Here is a 15,128-nt window from a genome sequence, read left to right as displayed (position 1 = left end):
TTTTTGCGGAGCAATGAAACAAAGCCAGTGTAGCGTGCCTATGCTGGCTTTTTTATCGGGATTATTTTAAATAATTAGTCATCAAGTAGTTGAATAATTTATTTTTTTCTTCAGGCGTAAGGCTTTTTATCCGTTGAATATTATGCTCAGGAATCAATTCGGGCTGAGGGTAGTGCGTCAGGACTTTCTCGATACTTTCTTCACGGATGAGATGGTAGATCGGATAAGGTGATTTGTTGGTGAGGTTGTCATCATCTTCAGGATAATTTCCGGCAAAGCAATAGTCTGGGTGAAAAGTAGCGACTTGATAAATACCTTCCCACTGATGTTGCATGATCAGGGCATCGATCCAGTCAATGAACTGATTGTAGTCATCAAACGATGAAAGAAAGTGGGGCACGACAACCAGCGTCGTTTCCAACTGTTCAGGTGGAGTCGTCTCTAACTCGAGCAACTGCCGATAGATATCTTCCAGTAATTGCTCTTCTTGCCGCGCTTGGCTAATATGGATTTTGATCTGTTTCTTTTTATACGGTTTTGCTGCGAAAGGACATAAGTTTAGGCCGATGACAACTTGTGTCAGCCATTGCTCGACCATTTGATGAATCAATGTATGCTCTGATTGAGAGTTCATAGTGTGAAATAACCGCGTGAAAAAATTTGCAGGCAGAATACCATGAAATTTAGATGGAGTTGGTATGTTGCTGTGCTTGGAAAATATCGAACTCTTTCAATTGCCAGCATAAGGTAAACAGGAACAAATAGATAACCGTTCCTCCTGCGACCACCATATGCCAGCCGCCATACTGCCAACAAGCAATCAGAAAGAACCCACCAAAACTCCCTCCCAAGTAGTAATGAACCAAATAAAGTGCGGTCGCTGTTGCTTTTGCCTGCTTGGCATGTTGACTGACCCAAGCGTAAGCCAATGTATGACTAAAGAAGGCGCCAGAGCTAATACAGATTAAAGCTATCATGAGCATCGGCAGTGACTCAATCATTGCAAGCCACATGCCGGATAGACTGAGACATGTTCCGGCAATCATTCCGGAAACGGTATTATGATGTTTAAGCCAACAAGATGTCAGACGCGAACTCAATGTGCCTCCCAGATAACAGATGAAGATCAGTGATGCGAGTCCGACAGGAATTGAATAGGGGGCGGCTACCAAACGAAACCCCATCACGGTGTACAGATTGACAAACAGGGCAAAGTTTGCACCGCCAAACAACATCGCCAGCCACAGCTTACGTTGACGAAGATGCATCAATACTGAGCGTTGATGTTGTAAAAACTGTCCTTTACGAGGAGTAAAATGTTGCTGAGGCGGGAGCCGGAAATAAACATATAATGCACCAGCGATACTCAAAACGCTGACCACGGCGACAGCTGTTTCCCAACTGAATCGATCAGTAAGATTCCCCCCGGCAATTCGTCCACAGATCCCGCCCAACGAATTCGCGGCAATATAGCTCCCAATTGCGGCTTGAAAGGCTTGAGGCGAGAATTCTTCAACCATATAGGCGACAGCAACAGAGGCAAAAGCTGCGATCGCAACCCCGGTAAGTGCACGTGCCGCTACAAGAGTCCACCATGTCGGATGTAACAGAAGGGCAAGACCGAGTAAAGGAAGTGTCAGTAAGCCAATCATCATAATTTTCCGGCGTCCGAACACTTCAGAGCAGATGGCCCAAGGCACCAGAGTGACCGATAAAGCGAGTGTTGATGCTGCGAAGAGCCAGTTAACCTTCGTTTCAGATAAGTGATAGAGTTCGGCCATGTGGGGGAGAATGGGCTGAAAAAGATATAAATTACAGAAGACAATGAAAGCACCGAGCGCTAATCCAAAAGAAACTTGGCGATATTGAGGGGTATGACGTTCGATCATTCATTTGTCCTGTCGGTTATCCTGTGACCAACGTAACATTAGTGCCTTAATTAATAAAATATATTAAAAATATTGTTGCTATATAATTTGTATATCATGGAAATTCGTCAACTGAAATATTTCACCACGATTGTTCAATTCGGGAGTTTTACTGCAGCGGCTCGGTCACTGCATATTGCTCAGTCAGCTTTGAGTATTTCGATTAAAAAATTTGAGCAGCAGTTGGGGACTCGTTTGCTCAAAAGAGATGATCGCAAAGTGAGTATGACTGATGAAGGCAAGGTACTGTATGAGTACGCACAACGCATTTTACAACAGGTTGATGATGCACATCTGGCGATGGATGAGTTGAAAGGACTGGTGAAAGGTGAAGTGCGTTTGGGAACGCCAAGTATGACGGGATCTTATTTTTTCCCTGAAATTGTCATGGCTTTTAAGAGTCACTATCCGAATTTGAAAATGACGGTGGTTGAGGCCGGTGGTCAGTCAATCCGGAACATGTTGTTGACTGGAGAATTAGATATCGGGGTGATTTTAAACCGCGATATCCCAGAGGGACTGAGTGTTGATCCACTATTGACATCACAGATGGTTGCCGTGGTCAGTCAACATCATGAGTTGGCCGACGCATCCCACATCAGTCTGGATACATTTTTACAACATGAGTTGGTTACTTTTCAACCGGGCTATTACCATCGTGAATTCATTGAGCAAGCCTGTCAGACACATAATTTTCATGCTCAGATTTCATTTGAAACTAATCTGTTACCAATGATTTTAAGAATCGTAAAGTGTGAATATGCAATCAGTGCATTGCTTGAGTTGGTGACGGAACAAGAACCGAGTGTTCGTGCGATCCCTTTTGAGCCCCCCGTGCCCGTGCATTTGGCATTAGCGTGGCGTAATGATGGTTATCTGTCTTATGCAAATCAAGCCTTTATCCACTTTGTGAAAAATCATGTGTCTTGAGATGAAGTTGGTACAAAAGTGTGAAATGTTAGTCAGAACAATGTGTATATGTTGAAATCGTGCTAGGTTTAAAGAAGTTCGTTTCAGACTGAACTAGATGTCAGGGAGGTTGAAATGGATGCTGACATGTACCTACCGTGCCAACCTTACTGGTTATGTCGGTCTTTGATGTTTACATTCTATGTTGTGATGGCAGGTGTGGTTCTTTGGCTGATTATTCTCGTCATTCGTGAATATGTTCGGATTAAGAATCGTGCGAAATATGTTCAGGAGCGCCGCAAATTACATTACAAAGAAAGGCATCGATTGAAATCTGAGCGCGTGATCAAACGTTCAAAACGACCGATAAGGCGAAGATAATCCGTTGTTGTGCCTGAATAATAGATAGAGTCCGCTATCCTGAAAGGAGTCTGATGATGGATATTCAGGTCTTTTATTATGCACCGTGTAAACCAGACTGGTTATGCCGGCCTGCTCTGATCGTTATTGGCATTATGCTTGCGATTGGACTGATTTTATTCATTCGGCTGGTGATTCGAGAATATTTGCGGATTCACCGCAAGCAATATGTTTTAAAACGTAGACGTCTCCATTACAAACAACGACACAAGCTGAAACCATATCATCCAATGCGTTGGCCAAGGACGCCTCGTGATTAGCGGTCGGTTGCGGTCTCTCGATCAAGCTGGCGTTGAAATGCCAGCGATTGTTCTGTCGTCCCGAAATCTTGAATAAATGTAGCGAGACGTGTTCTGGCAACGGAGAACCGTCGGGCTTTGATTGCTATCTGGATGAGATAGAACTGAGACTGGAATCGCTTTGGATCATGATTCAGTGCCTGTAAAAAAAACTTCTTTGCTTGCAAAGTATTCCCGGTTTTTAGTGAGCACAGTGCGGCATTTTCATAGCCGGCAGCAATCTGAGGGTAGTTTGTTCTCGAGTAAACTTGCGCGAAATAGTGTTGGGCCTGGTTGACATTCCCCTGTTTGCACAAAAATGTCCCATAGTTGTTGTATACATCCGGATGATTCGGGTGCTCGTTCAATGTCAGTTCATATTGTTGTTTGGCTTTGTCTGTTTCACCAACTCTTTCATAGTAATAGGCTTGCGCGAGTTGCAACCGAATATAATGTGGTGCGATGTCGGCAGCCCGTATCAGGTTGAGCAGGGCTTTTTGAGGTTCATGGCGTTGAAGGTAGGCAATACTCAGGGTAATTCTGGCATCTGCAATTCGGTGTCGCTCAGGAGTTGAAGGCGCACTATGGCTGCAACCTGAAATGACCAACCACCATCCTAGAATCAATCGACGTACCATCCGGCCTCCGCTCAATCACGTCCTCGTTTATCTGAGGGATGATAAAGCGATTCTTCGGGGAGAAAATAGGGCAGCGTATATCTTGCGACACAGATAAAAAAGAGCGGCCTTATTCAGGCCGCTCTTGAATAAGATGACGTTGCTCTAATCATCTTTGGTAAACTTATCTTCACTGAAATGTTCCAGATCATAGGGTGTCTGCTGGTAAACACAGTAGTTAAGCCAGTTTGAAAACAGCAGATGTCCGTGGCTCCGCCAACTGGCGATGGGTTGATTGTCCGGATTATCATTCTGGTAATAGTTCACTGGAATGGTTGGCTCCAAGCCTTCACCCAGATCCCGGACATATTCACCATGTAGTGTAAAAGCATCATATTCAGGATGACCGGTCACAAACACATGACGTTTATCCGGACTGGTTGCCAGATACATCCCTGCATCTTCAGAGGTAGCAAGAATATCGAGACTGGTATTTTCTCGAATGTAATCGACAGGGAAATCTGCATATCTGGAATGGGGGGCAAGAAAAGAGTCATCAAATCCGCGAATCAGGGGATGAAAGTCTTTCTGTAGGGAATGCGTATAAACCCCGGAGAGCTTGTCTTTACGGGTCAGCTTCGGCAATCCATAGAGAATGTTGAGTCCTGCCTGAACAGCCCAACAGACATATAAAGTTGAAGTGACATGATCTTTGGCCCATTGGATGATGGATTCCAGATGCTGCCAGTAGACGACATCTTCAAAAGCAACCAATCCCAGCGGCGCCCCTGTCACAATTAATCCGTCGAAGTAACGATCTTTCACCATCTCAAATTGCCGATAAAACATATCTAAATGTTCTTCGGGTGTATTGCGGCTAGGACGGTTATCGATGCGCAAAAGTTCAACATCTACCTGCAGCGGACTATTAGAGAGCAGGCGTAAAAATTGAGTTTCGGTCTCAATTTTTTTGGGCATCAGATTCAGTATCAGTACTTTGAGCGGTCTGATTTCTTGCGTAGAAGCTCGAGATTCATGCATGACGAAAATGTTCTCATGCAGAAGAACATCCGTTGCAGGAAGTTGATCAGGAATCTTTATCGGCACAATATCACTCTCACAATAAATCTATCTGGACGTCTATACATCTAAACTTAACTGAATCGATCACATATGTCGAGAAAAAATCAAGCTCGCATGTAAACTGATATTTGATTGTTATTGGTGGTTGAACAATGACTACCGATTTCATGCCGAACGATAGAAAAGGTAAAATCAGAGCGACAGATATGACGAAAAATCACCACAGATAGATCTAGCACCGAATGATTCGCCTATCTGTGGTGACAAGGGATAAGATGATAGACAATAGTCAGATTTATTTATAAAACTTGTTTATTTATGAAAGCTGGGACAAAAGAAGTCAGCCCGCCATATCAGCTTATGTTTACCTTTCATCGATAATAGAACGTCTTTGCCTTTCATTTGAGGAAATGCAAGCAAAGGAGGCAAATCATCGACATCTGTAGCTACGGCTTTATAAGCACGGATACAAGTAAAAGTTGAATCTAAATTGTCTACCAGCATCTCATGGGATAAACAAATACCTAGCTCGTCACGTCTCATTGTATGTTCCTTCTATTTTTGCTCTTCCAATCTTTTCCCAATGGTGTATCACATACTTTTCGGATGATTTTATGATATATGCTATAGCTTCAACACCCCGTATAAAAAGTATACAATCCATATGGCAATACCAAGGGAATAAGTCACAATTTCCTTGTGATCTTTGCCAAAATTTGTGATGAAATTTTTAAAGTTATTTTCGTGATAACAGCCTCCTGTATCTGCTGCGTGTGTGAGTCAATTAACCAATGATACTGGCACGGACTTAGCTGATGAATTTATTGTTATTTTTCCTAAATCCTGACAATATGAATAACGGAACATCTATGTGATCGGAGCAGCTCTGATGAAGAGAAACTTTTGTTTGAGATGAAACAATAAGATACTGGTCATATTCTTTCGTTCGTTCAGCGATAAAATAACGATACTCGGGTAGATAAGATCTACAATAACAAATGTTAAATTTGCTGTTTTTACAGCCCGGATCAATCCAGAATAGAAGTAGAGTGGTATGAGTCATCCAACTAGTACGATCTTGACAGAAAGCGGCACCAATGAACTTGAAATTATCGAGTTTCATATAGAAAAACGTCTACCGAACGGTGGTACCAAAACTTGTTACTACGGTATTAACGTTGCGAAAGTCCGGGAAGTAATTCAGGTCCCGGAAACAACAGATTATCCCAATGCTCAGCCACATATGATTGGTGTATTTTCTTCTCGGGATATATTAACCCCATTGGTTGATCTGGCTGGCTGGCTTGGCATCCCGAAATCACCGGATGTTGAAAGCAAGTTTGTTATCGTGACGGATTTTAACCGGATGACGAATGGGTTCTTAATCGACAGTGTCAGCAGAATTCATCGCATCTCTTGGAATGATGTTGAATCGCCAAGCCAGTTTCTTGAAGCCGGCGAGCAAGATTGTGTTGTTGCCGTCGTGCGCAAAGAAGGGCATCTGATTATGATTTTGGATTTTGAAAAAATCATTGCAGATATTAACCCTGAACTGAGTATGGAAAAGTATGATGTCAGAGTGGATAAAAGCATCGACCTGAATCAAAAAATGGTGAGCAAAAGAAATGCGAAGACCGTAATGGTTGTGGATGATTCTGCATTTATTCGTAGTCTGATCCAAGATACGCTGAGTTCTGCCGGTTACAACGTTATTGCCTGTAAAGATGGTGGTGAGGCTTTTGAAAAGCTAATGAATATTGAACAAGCTGCTGAGAAAGAAGGCGTTCAGGTTCGAGAGCTGATTGATGCGGTGGTGACAGATGTAGAAATGCCTCGTATGGATGGGATGCATTTGGTGAAACGGTTGAGAGACAACAATTCATATCGTGAGATCCCCATTGTAATGTTCTCTTCTCTGATGAGTGATGATAACCGTCATAAAGCGTTGACACTGGGAGCCAATGATACGATTACCAAACCGGAGATCGGTAAATTGGTCGGCATGATGGATCAGTATATTTTTGGGACTGAATGACTAAAGCCGTGAGTATCCATGTTGTCGGCTTTGATTGAGTATTTCGTTTGGTTGGGGATACTGTTTTATCAGACGGTTGATGTGTTTGGATGGTGCGTTTCCGGCCCGTATTGAAGTGCATCACTGGGGGTATTAAATTACGATGCTGAACATCTTTATTATTGTTGCATTGTTAGTCTTGTTCTTTCTTTTTGCGCAGCGTTACATCATTAAAAAAGATGACAGTAAAGAATATAGTTATCGACGATTCGGACCGCTGCTCAACCCCGCTGAGAGTATATTTTACCGGGCATTAATTGAAGCGGTCGGAGAGCAGGGGGTTGTATTTGCCAAAGTGAATATGGCGCAGTTATTAGTTCCTGCCGGGCTGAAAAAGAAAAAGGATATCTTTATTGCCAGTCACAAGATTTCAAAATATAGCTTTCAGTTTGTCGTCTGTGACCCCAGAACATTTGAAGCCCGTGCGGTGATTGAACTCGATAATGGTAAATCGTTGAGTAAGGCTAAAATTGAGCGCGAAAAACTGCTATTAAGTGTCTGTCGGTCTGCCAATATCCCTCTGATTGGAACGAACATCAAATATAGTTATCAGGTGAGTCGGCTACGGCGACTTTTGGCTGCTCATATTGATTTGATTGAAGCTGATAAAGAAGTCAGATTCTGTAAAAAGTGTGGTAGTCCGATGGTTATTCGGGTCGCGACACAAGGCGACCATAAGGGGCGACGGTTCTTTACATGTAGTCGTCAACCTCACTGTAACTATACTGAAAATTATAATGTTGTTTATGAAGATAATCATGAGGACGAGCGCTAATTGTGCTCAAGTTAAATTAAGCTGATTTGTAACGCTCAACGTTATCATCAAGCGACGTCTGAGCATCTGCCTGACAAATCCGCACCTGATTCTTACCATTTTTTTTCGCTTTATAGAGCTCTATATCTGCCAGCTTCAAAATATCAGAGAGGTTATCGCCATTACGGTAACGACAAATCCCGATACTTAACGTCAACTGTAAGCGTTTGTCACCAAAGCTGTACAGGTGATTACTGATGGTGTGGCGAAGCTTCTCACCGATTTTTTTTGCCTCATCCAAATCGATATCAAACAAGGTAATACAAAATTCTTCTCCGCCAATCCGAAAGAGATTTTCATCACCGACGATACGACTAATGATCAGGCTGGTTTCGATCAAAACCTTATCACCGATGTCATGACCAAATCGATCATTGATCTGTTTAAAGTAATCAATATCGAGAATCAGCAGACTCAGATGTTGTTGATCTTTTTTCGTCGTCGTAAAACGATGAAACGATGTTGACAGAGATAATCGGTTATGTGCACCGGTCAAAGAATCTCTTGAAGCGAGATACATCAGTGAGTTTTCAATATTGGAACGATTGGATTCATAAAGATGCGACACAATCCAGATCCCGATATAGCAGAGCACTAAATTAAACATGCTTTCTAACATACTGTAGGTTGCGTCTTGGCTCAGCTTCATGATGATGATTGTAGATTGAATCACCAAGAACAGACCGCTGGTATACATGCCGTGTTTGATGCCGAGTAATAAGTACAACACGATCGGTGCAAGACAACTCCAGACAAACAGTCCCTGAGCAATCGGTTGAAAGTACGTTCCGACCAGCAGCGTAAACATCAGATAATAAGCGTAATAAAGAATGTACTGCTTGGGATATCGTTTTTGTTTGAGTTGGGTATAAATCAAATAAGAATAGACGGCCAGAATACATTCAACGAAGGCCAGAAATAACTCGTTTCGATGAATGGCATGGAAGAGAGCAAAGAACAATGCTATCAACGTTAAAAACAGACTGATACCGGAAAGAACAGAAGTTCTGAGCAAGTATGATTTATTGGGTAATCGATCATCCATTTTAAGAGCGTTCTGCATATGTTCTAGCCAATTGAGGTATGTTACGCAATCATTATAATACTTCAACTAGTTTTTTGGGTTAATGTCACAAAATCGGACTCATATTACAATTTGTCTGCACAGAAAAGGTATGAAATTTCGACAAAGAATGATTGTGATTGAGCAAAAAAGATTCATGTTGGTGAACTTAAAGCCAATCGGTTCATTTTCAGGGAAATTTTTCTTGCACAACGTTAAGACTGTCGTTAATATCCTCTCCGTTCTTGATTGATGCGTCCGTAGCTCAGTTGGTTAGAGTATCGCCTTGACATGGCGGGGGTCGGTGGTTCGAGTCCACTCGGACGCACCATTACAAGAAAACATCATTATGCGTCTGTAGCTCAGCTGGTTAGAGTATCGCCTTGACATGGCGGGGGTCGGTGGTTCGAGTCCACTCAGACGCACCAAATCTGCATCTCCTTTCTTTGAAATTCTTCGTTATCAACAAATCCTTCTTTATCGTACGAAAGCTTATTTTGCGTACAGCTATTTAACGTACAAGTAGTTATTACTTTGTGTTAGGAACTCGTATCCATTTTGCTGTTAATTTCGTTCTTTGTCTCTGATCTAAACGTGAAGGGCTAATGGGTTGCCTAAAATCAAATGCAACATGATGAGTAATCGGTGCCGCAAAAGATTATTTCAAGAATATCCAACATGAATCAGTTTGGTGTGGTACTGTGGTGGTTATCCCTCCTGCTTAGTAGGGACTACTTTTCTTTTCCAGACGTATGTCTCGGCATTTCTTAGTTGCCCCCTAAGCCTAATTAACTAGGCTCTAATCATGTCAATTTCAACTGGAAAATTAAGAAACATCGTTCAATTAATTAGAACTGAAGAGACAGAAATCGACCGTAATCCAATATATTCACAACCTTGGATATCACTTGGACATAAAGTCAATCCGACGACTCCCACTGCTATTATTTATTGTGAAGGTAACTTTGGTAAAATTGACGGAAAGAGTGCAAATGGGTTGGTAAGGCATTCCCACATTTATCGTATCTTATCCGTTATTGATAGTGAGCTGGCAAGCTTAGATTCCGGTGAAGTTCTTGATGGTATGAGAAATCATATTCCTCTGGTGGCTAATATTGAAGAAGCGATGATTCATGCGGAAACCGTTCCTGATTACTTTATTTTTGGGATCGCACCATCAAAGGGCTTACTTTCCGATTCAGAAAAACAAATTATTCTCAATGCCATGTCGCGCAACATGAATATTGTTAATGGCATGCATGAGTTCTTAAACGACGATCCTATCTTTCGTGAAGCCTGTCTAAAAAATAATGTCCATATTCTTGATATTCGCAAACCCAAGAGCAAAGAAGCATTGCAAGTATTTAGTGGCAAAATACACAGTGTGAAATGTCCAAGAATTGCTGTCATGGGTACAGATTGCGCATTAGGGAAAAGGACGACCGCGACCATATTAGCAGATGGGTTAAGAAATAAAGGCCTCAATGTCGTGATGATAGCCACGGGGCAAACGGGTATTATGCAAGGCGCGCCCTATTGTGTGGCATTAGACGCTGTTCCCTCTCAATTCTGCGCCGGTGAGTTAGAAGCGGTCATCGTGAAGGCATATGAAATAGAGTCTCCGGATATCATCATCGTTGAAGGGCAGGGAGCATTAAGCCATCCTGCATTTTCTACGAGTTCTTTTATATTACGCGGCAGTTGCCCAACCAGCGTTATTTTACAGCATGCCCCTAAACGGATGTATCGTGTCGATTTCCCAGATATGCCAATCCCTTCCGTTGCCAGTGAAATCAACCTGATAGAGGCATTTTCGAATACCACCGTGATAGGGTTAACACTGAATCATGAAGGAATGTCTTCCGATGAGATTATTCCTCAAATCAGAGCTTATCGTGCTGAGTTTGGCCTACCAGTGACGGATCCATTATCTCAGCCTAAAGAACAACTGTTGCAAATGGTATTATCGACCTATCCGATGCTAGAAGATAAAATGGCAGAGCAAAAGTGAGCTACCCACAGCTAGACATCGATTGCTCTAAAATTCGTCATAATGCTCAGTTTCTTATTGAACAACTCGCGTTAAAAAATGTTGCAGTCACACCCGTTACAAAGTCTTGTTTAGGTCACCCCATCATTGCCAACATTCTCATTGATGCCGGAGCCAGTATGCTGGCAGATTCTAGAGTCGAAAACATACAAAGGATGACACGCAACGGAATTGCTGTCCCGAAAATGTTAATACGTACTCCAATGCTGAGCCAAATCGACAGTGTAGTTGAGTCTTGTGATATCAGCCTGAATACGGAAATCGAAGTGATTCGGCAGATTTCTTGTGCAGCAAAGCAGTCAAATATCCAGCATGGCGTCATAATCATGGTTGAACTTGGGGATTTGAGAGAAGGTATCATGCCGAATCTCGTTATCGGTTTTATAAAGAAGATCATTCTTTTACCCAATATCATCATAAAAGGCATCGGGGCGAATCTTACGTGTCGCTATGGTGTCACTCCAGATGATAAAAAGATGAGACTTCTTTCTGACCTTGCTGATGAAATCGAAGCAACATTCGGAATCTCACTCGAAATTATTTCAGGCGGGAATTCTTCTTCAATCAATTGGGTCCTCGACCATAAAAGTCGCACCCGTGTGAATCATTTACGAATAGGGGAAGCAATTTTCCTCGGTTGTGTACCTTTAGAACAACGGTCGATCGAGGGGCTATACACCGATGCGATCACATTAACCGCCGAGGTCATTGAAGCCAAAATTAAACCTTCGTTACCATGGGGAGATCGTGGTTCTAATGCTTTTGGTGAACAAGAAAAACTTCAAGACCGAGGTACAGTTTCACAGGCAATTCTTGCGTTGGGTCGCCAAGACGTTTGTGTAACCGGGCTTCACCCTCCCTATCATATAAGCATCGTATCATCGAGCAGCGACCACTTGATTCTTGAAACTTCCGAAGAGCCTCTGATTGCTGGAAAGAAAGTTCTATTCAGCGTCGATTACAGTGCATTTCTGTCCGCGATGACCTCAAACTCAGTCCATAAAGTGTTTCATTATGATACAGAAAATGAGTGAAGAGATACGTGTACTCCGGCCCCGCATCATAGGGGAGCCGAACGATGTATCATCACTTTTCATCGCGGTGACACATCACATCAAATGCGACCAAGTGAACGATTTTTCACCGACTCTGTGTCTTGCTGCATTGCTGGGGCTGCATCGTATTGATTGCATGGATAAATGTCTGCTGAATATCCGGTATACGGAGTGCTCTTGCCTCATCTAACAACGCCAGTGCTTTGGCAATATCGTGATGACTCACCGCATGTTTGATAGCCGACTGATAATAATGAGTGGATTCTGCTTGCGGTGGTGAGGTGTGTTGCCACTGATTGGTATCGATATTTGGTTGTGGGGATGTCAGTGTACTGACCATCGCGTTGCTGCCTGATGTTTGTCGCGATTGTTGGAGCGCATGTTGACGAATCGATTCCGTTTCAACGGTCATCTTCAATGATCCCTGATAGCTTGTGGTGACAGAGATATCTGCAACCAGCGGTAACGGCGCACCATCTTCAATCGCGCGTCGTTTTGCAGGATGGGGAATGGTAATAGTTTGACCGACCTGATCAGGTTGAGTGAAAATGACCAGATAAGGGGTCTGTTCCGCATTGATTTGGTAAGTCTGTTCGAGTCGATCCGATTCAAATACATCGCTGAACCGAAGTTGATGCTGATCGATCCGCAAGGTCTTTTGCGGGTGGTAGTTGGCATCCAGTAATACCAGCGTCGGCATAAAAATCTGATGATTGAACACCAAACTCTTGAGCGTCAGTTTGACGGTGCCGGAGCGCGGTGAAAATTGAAATGCGCCGAAATATGAACGCCCGCTGCTGAAATCGCGCACCGGAGACGATGGATCAATTTTAAGTTTAATGCTGTCGCTGGTATTGAGTGACGTCCAGTAAACATCTTGATAACGGGTACAACATGCAGCATCTTCAGCTGGCGGCGCAACAATATGCTGAGCCTGCTTTGTTGCTGAGCACCCGGAGACCATAAACAGCGCCAAGGTAAAATGGATCAGTTGCTGTATTTTCTGCATAGTGACTTCCTGTAATGGACAACAATGGACGGTTCAGGCAACCATGCGGTTGCCTGTTTTCACGATTATTTCTCCGGTATCAGAACCAAATTTCAGCCTCGATGCCAACCCGTGTTTCAGAGTTATCATCACCGGAGGTCCAAGCATAACCATTATCACTTGATTTCATATAGGTAATATAGGGTTTGATTTGTGGGCGACCCCAGTAATCTGCATTGACGGTCAGTACCGGTGCTAAAGTTGCGGTATAGAATGATGTATCGGCATCTTCACGTCCCCATGTCCCCGCTGCACCGAGGCTTTCCAGTGCATAGGTCAGGGTCGCTTCCATCCGGAAGTTTTCATTGACTTGATAAGAAGGTGTGACACCGACAATCAGGCGTGAGAGTCCGTCTTTGGAACCCCAAACATCGTGCGTGGTGTTATTATCCAGCTGCCAATAGGTCACTTCGGTTCCCAATTGAATATTCTGAGCAATATTGGCGACCCCATAAGAAGTCAGGAAGATAGAACGGTCATCTTTGTTCCAGTTGCCGCTCCACTGACCGAAGTTAACGCCCCGGTTGGCAGAGACGCCTTTCCCGTAAGTAATGGCAGTGGTTGACCAACCATCGAAGCCATAATAGTCGCGATGATAAGTGATCGCAGCGCCGTAACCATCTTTGGCGGTACTTGATTCGTCAACATGTTTTCGCGAAGTTATCTTCAGATCAAAATCGAATTTCCCCCCCAATCCTTCAACGCCATAATAGTAAAAATCAGCCGAAGTAAGTGTGGTACTGCGCCCGTCACTATCTAAAGAACACTGTTTTGAGTTGACGTTCGCCCCCGAGAGCGTACAACTGCCTTCACCGGGATCGGCTGATATCACCGCAAACCCTGCATCATGGTACTGAACCCCGGCTCCGACACCGGAGGACTGTTTCCAGAACTCTTTGGTAATGATGCCAGACTGGCGATTCAGGTAACGTTGACCCGCCCAAATGCTAAGACCATCGGCAAAGTAGGATAAGTCACCTAACTCAATATAGGCTTCTTTGAACTCCAACTGGCCACTTTCCAGATGTCCTTCATTGCCTGACGATGAAGTATAGAACCCGCGGCCATTGCCGCCTTCATTATTACCGTACTCAGTTTTCAGTACATATTTAGCCCAAGAACCGGAATCAAAGTTCTGGCCTTTGGTCACCGTGAACTCTATCTGCGTCGGATTTCCGGAAAACGCAGCACCGGCGGCATGATAGTCTCTGCGATGGCCGTAACTGTCGTTTAAAGAAAGTGATTCGCCGACATTGTACTGTAAGTGCCCATAACCGTTGACTGTCCAGCCTTCATGGACTTTGTCTTCTGCTGAGGATTGCATTGAAAGCACTGCTCCGGAAATCGCTAATGCAATTAGGCTTACCTTCTTCATGTGATTCGCTCCTGTTTATTGTGATTCTTCCTATGTTCTCCGGAGGCTCCCATTCAGGATGCTGAACCGTGGTGTCATCGGAGAGGAAAATAGGTGACAGCGTCGCTTGAACAAATCTCGACTCATCACGAATTTGTTCTGACGAGAGAACAAGATAAGGAACGCGACGAGGTCTGACTTCCTCTTCAGATGTGAAATTTATGGAGGAAGCACCGGGATGAGAGAGGCGGAGAAAAAAAGGAATCGGGATACAATGTTATCTGAGTCACAAATCTAGGGTGGAGGTCGGGAAGCTGTTGTGACGCACGCCCTGTCACCGGGTGATCTGTATCACATTTAATCGATCAGCAAAACAGGATAGCCTCGGGCATCAATGTGCAAAAATGTGAAATACCCCCGATTTGGCGACTGACT

The 15,128-nt window shown here is 43.6% G+C and carries 13 protein-coding genes and 2 tRNA genes; 7 read left to right on the top strand and 8 right to left on the bottom strand.

Features of this window, described 5'->3' with window-relative positions:
- Positions 1-61: 61 nt before the first annotated feature.
- Together AC55NX_RS15340 and AC55NX_RS15335 are read right to left on the bottom strand one after the other, a co-directional pair.
- The gene (locus tag AC55NX_RS15340; protein ID WP_496996517.1) at positions 62-634 is read right to left on the bottom strand and encodes a DUF1415 domain-containing protein; all 573 of its coding nucleotides are present in this window, start codon (positions 632-634) and stop codon (positions 62-64) included.
- Positions 635-683: 49 nt separating this feature from the next.
- Positions 684-1,889, bottom strand: a complete 1,206-nt coding sequence (locus AC55NX_RS15335; RefSeq protein WP_496996516.1) for an MFS transporter — start codon at positions 1,887-1,889, stop codon at positions 684-686.
- Between the two features lie 96 nt (positions 1,890-1,985).
- Here AC55NX_RS15335 and AC55NX_RS15330 point away from each other — a divergent pair, with 96 nt between their 5' ends.
- Positions 1,986-2,858: a LysR family transcriptional regulator gene (locus AC55NX_RS15330; protein ID WP_496996515.1), complete on the top strand. Its 873-nt coding sequence runs from the start codon at positions 1,986-1,988 to the stop codon at positions 2,856-2,858.
- A 655-nt stretch (positions 2,859-3,513) separates the two neighbouring features.
- Here the strand turns inward: AC55NX_RS15330 and pilW are convergent.
- From pilW to AC55NX_RS15315, 3 genes are all read right to left on the bottom strand, one after another.
- Positions 3,514-4,173 carry a type IV pilus biogenesis/stability protein PilW gene (gene pilW, locus AC55NX_RS15325; protein ID WP_496996514.1) on the bottom strand — a complete coding sequence of 220 codons (660 nt, stop codon included), beginning with the start codon at positions 4,171-4,173 and terminating at the stop codon, positions 3,514-3,516.
- A gap of 144 nt (positions 4,174-4,317) precedes the next feature.
- Positions 4,318-5,259, bottom strand: a complete 942-nt coding sequence (metA, locus tag AC55NX_RS15320; protein ID WP_059120909.1) for a homoserine O-acetyltransferase MetA — start codon at positions 5,257-5,259, stop codon at positions 4,318-4,320.
- Between the two features lie 288 nt (positions 5,260-5,547).
- Complete coding sequence (locus AC55NX_RS15315; protein WP_059120908.1) at positions 5,548-5,778, bottom strand: hypothetical protein; 231 nt, start codon at positions 5,776-5,778, stop codon at positions 5,548-5,550.
- Positions 5,779-6,289: 511 nt separating this feature from the next.
- Between AC55NX_RS15315 and AC55NX_RS15310 the strand changes: the two genes are divergently transcribed.
- The gene (locus tag AC55NX_RS15310) at positions 6,290-7,270 is read left to right on the top strand and encodes a chemotaxis protein (protein ID WP_496996513.1); all 981 of its coding nucleotides are present in this window, start codon (positions 6,290-6,292) and stop codon (positions 7,268-7,270) included.
- A gap of 142 nt (positions 7,271-7,412) precedes the next feature.
- Positions 7,413-8,084, top strand: coding sequence for a DUF2726 domain-containing protein (locus tag AC55NX_RS15305; protein ID WP_496996512.1), 672 nt, complete (start codon positions 7,413-7,415; stop codon positions 8,082-8,084).
- A 16-nt stretch (positions 8,085-8,100) separates the two neighbouring features.
- Here the strand turns inward: AC55NX_RS15305 and AC55NX_RS15300 are convergent, their stop codons facing one another.
- Positions 8,101-9,168 carry a GGDEF domain-containing protein gene (locus AC55NX_RS15300; RefSeq protein WP_496996520.1) on the bottom strand — a complete coding sequence of 356 codons (1,068 nt, stop codon included), beginning with the start codon at positions 9,166-9,168 and terminating at the stop codon, positions 8,101-8,103.
- Between the two features lie 272 nt (positions 9,169-9,440).
- On the opposite strand from AC55NX_RS15300, the gene AC55NX_RS15295 reads away from it, so the two are divergent.
- The 4 genes from AC55NX_RS15295 to AC55NX_RS15280 all read left to right on the top strand — a co-directional run bounded on the left by AC55NX_RS15295 (position 9,441) and on the right by AC55NX_RS15280 (position 12,270).
- Positions 9,441-9,517, top strand: a tRNA-Val gene (locus AC55NX_RS15295).
- A gap of 20 nt (positions 9,518-9,537) precedes the next feature.
- A tRNA-Val gene (locus AC55NX_RS15290) sits at positions 9,538-9,614 on the top strand.
- Between the two features lie 377 nt (positions 9,615-9,991).
- The gene (locus AC55NX_RS15285; RefSeq protein WP_496996511.1) at positions 9,992-11,197 is read left to right on the top strand and encodes an N-acetyltransferase DgcN family protein; all 1,206 of its coding nucleotides are present in this window, start codon (positions 9,992-9,994) and stop codon (positions 11,195-11,197) included.
- Positions 11,194-12,270 carry an alanine/ornithine racemase family PLP-dependent enzyme gene (locus AC55NX_RS15280; RefSeq protein WP_496996510.1) on the top strand — a complete coding sequence of 359 codons (1,077 nt, stop codon included), beginning with the start codon at positions 11,194-11,196 and terminating at the stop codon, positions 12,268-12,270. Before AC55NX_RS15285 ends, AC55NX_RS15280 begins: the two co-directional genes overlap by 4 nt.
- A 106-nt stretch (positions 12,271-12,376) precedes the next feature.
- Here AC55NX_RS15280 and AC55NX_RS15275 read toward each other — a convergent pair whose 3' ends face one another.
- Together AC55NX_RS15275 and AC55NX_RS15270 are read right to left on the bottom strand one after the other, a co-directional pair.
- Complete coding sequence (locus AC55NX_RS15275; protein WP_496996509.1) at positions 12,377-13,300, bottom strand: MalM family protein; 924 nt, start codon at positions 13,298-13,300, stop codon at positions 12,377-12,379.
- Between the two features lie 79 nt (positions 13,301-13,379).
- Entirely contained in the window at positions 13,380-14,714 is a 1,335-nt protein-coding gene (locus AC55NX_RS15270; RefSeq protein ID WP_496996508.1) for a carbohydrate porin, read from the bottom strand.
- Positions 14,715-15,128: the final 414 nt, after the last annotated feature.

The sequence above is a fragment of the Vibrio rubrogenes genome, from assembly GCF_059641415.1.
Note: the sequence above shows the minus strand (reverse complement) of the source record. Positions and strands in the feature narration are given on the sequence as shown.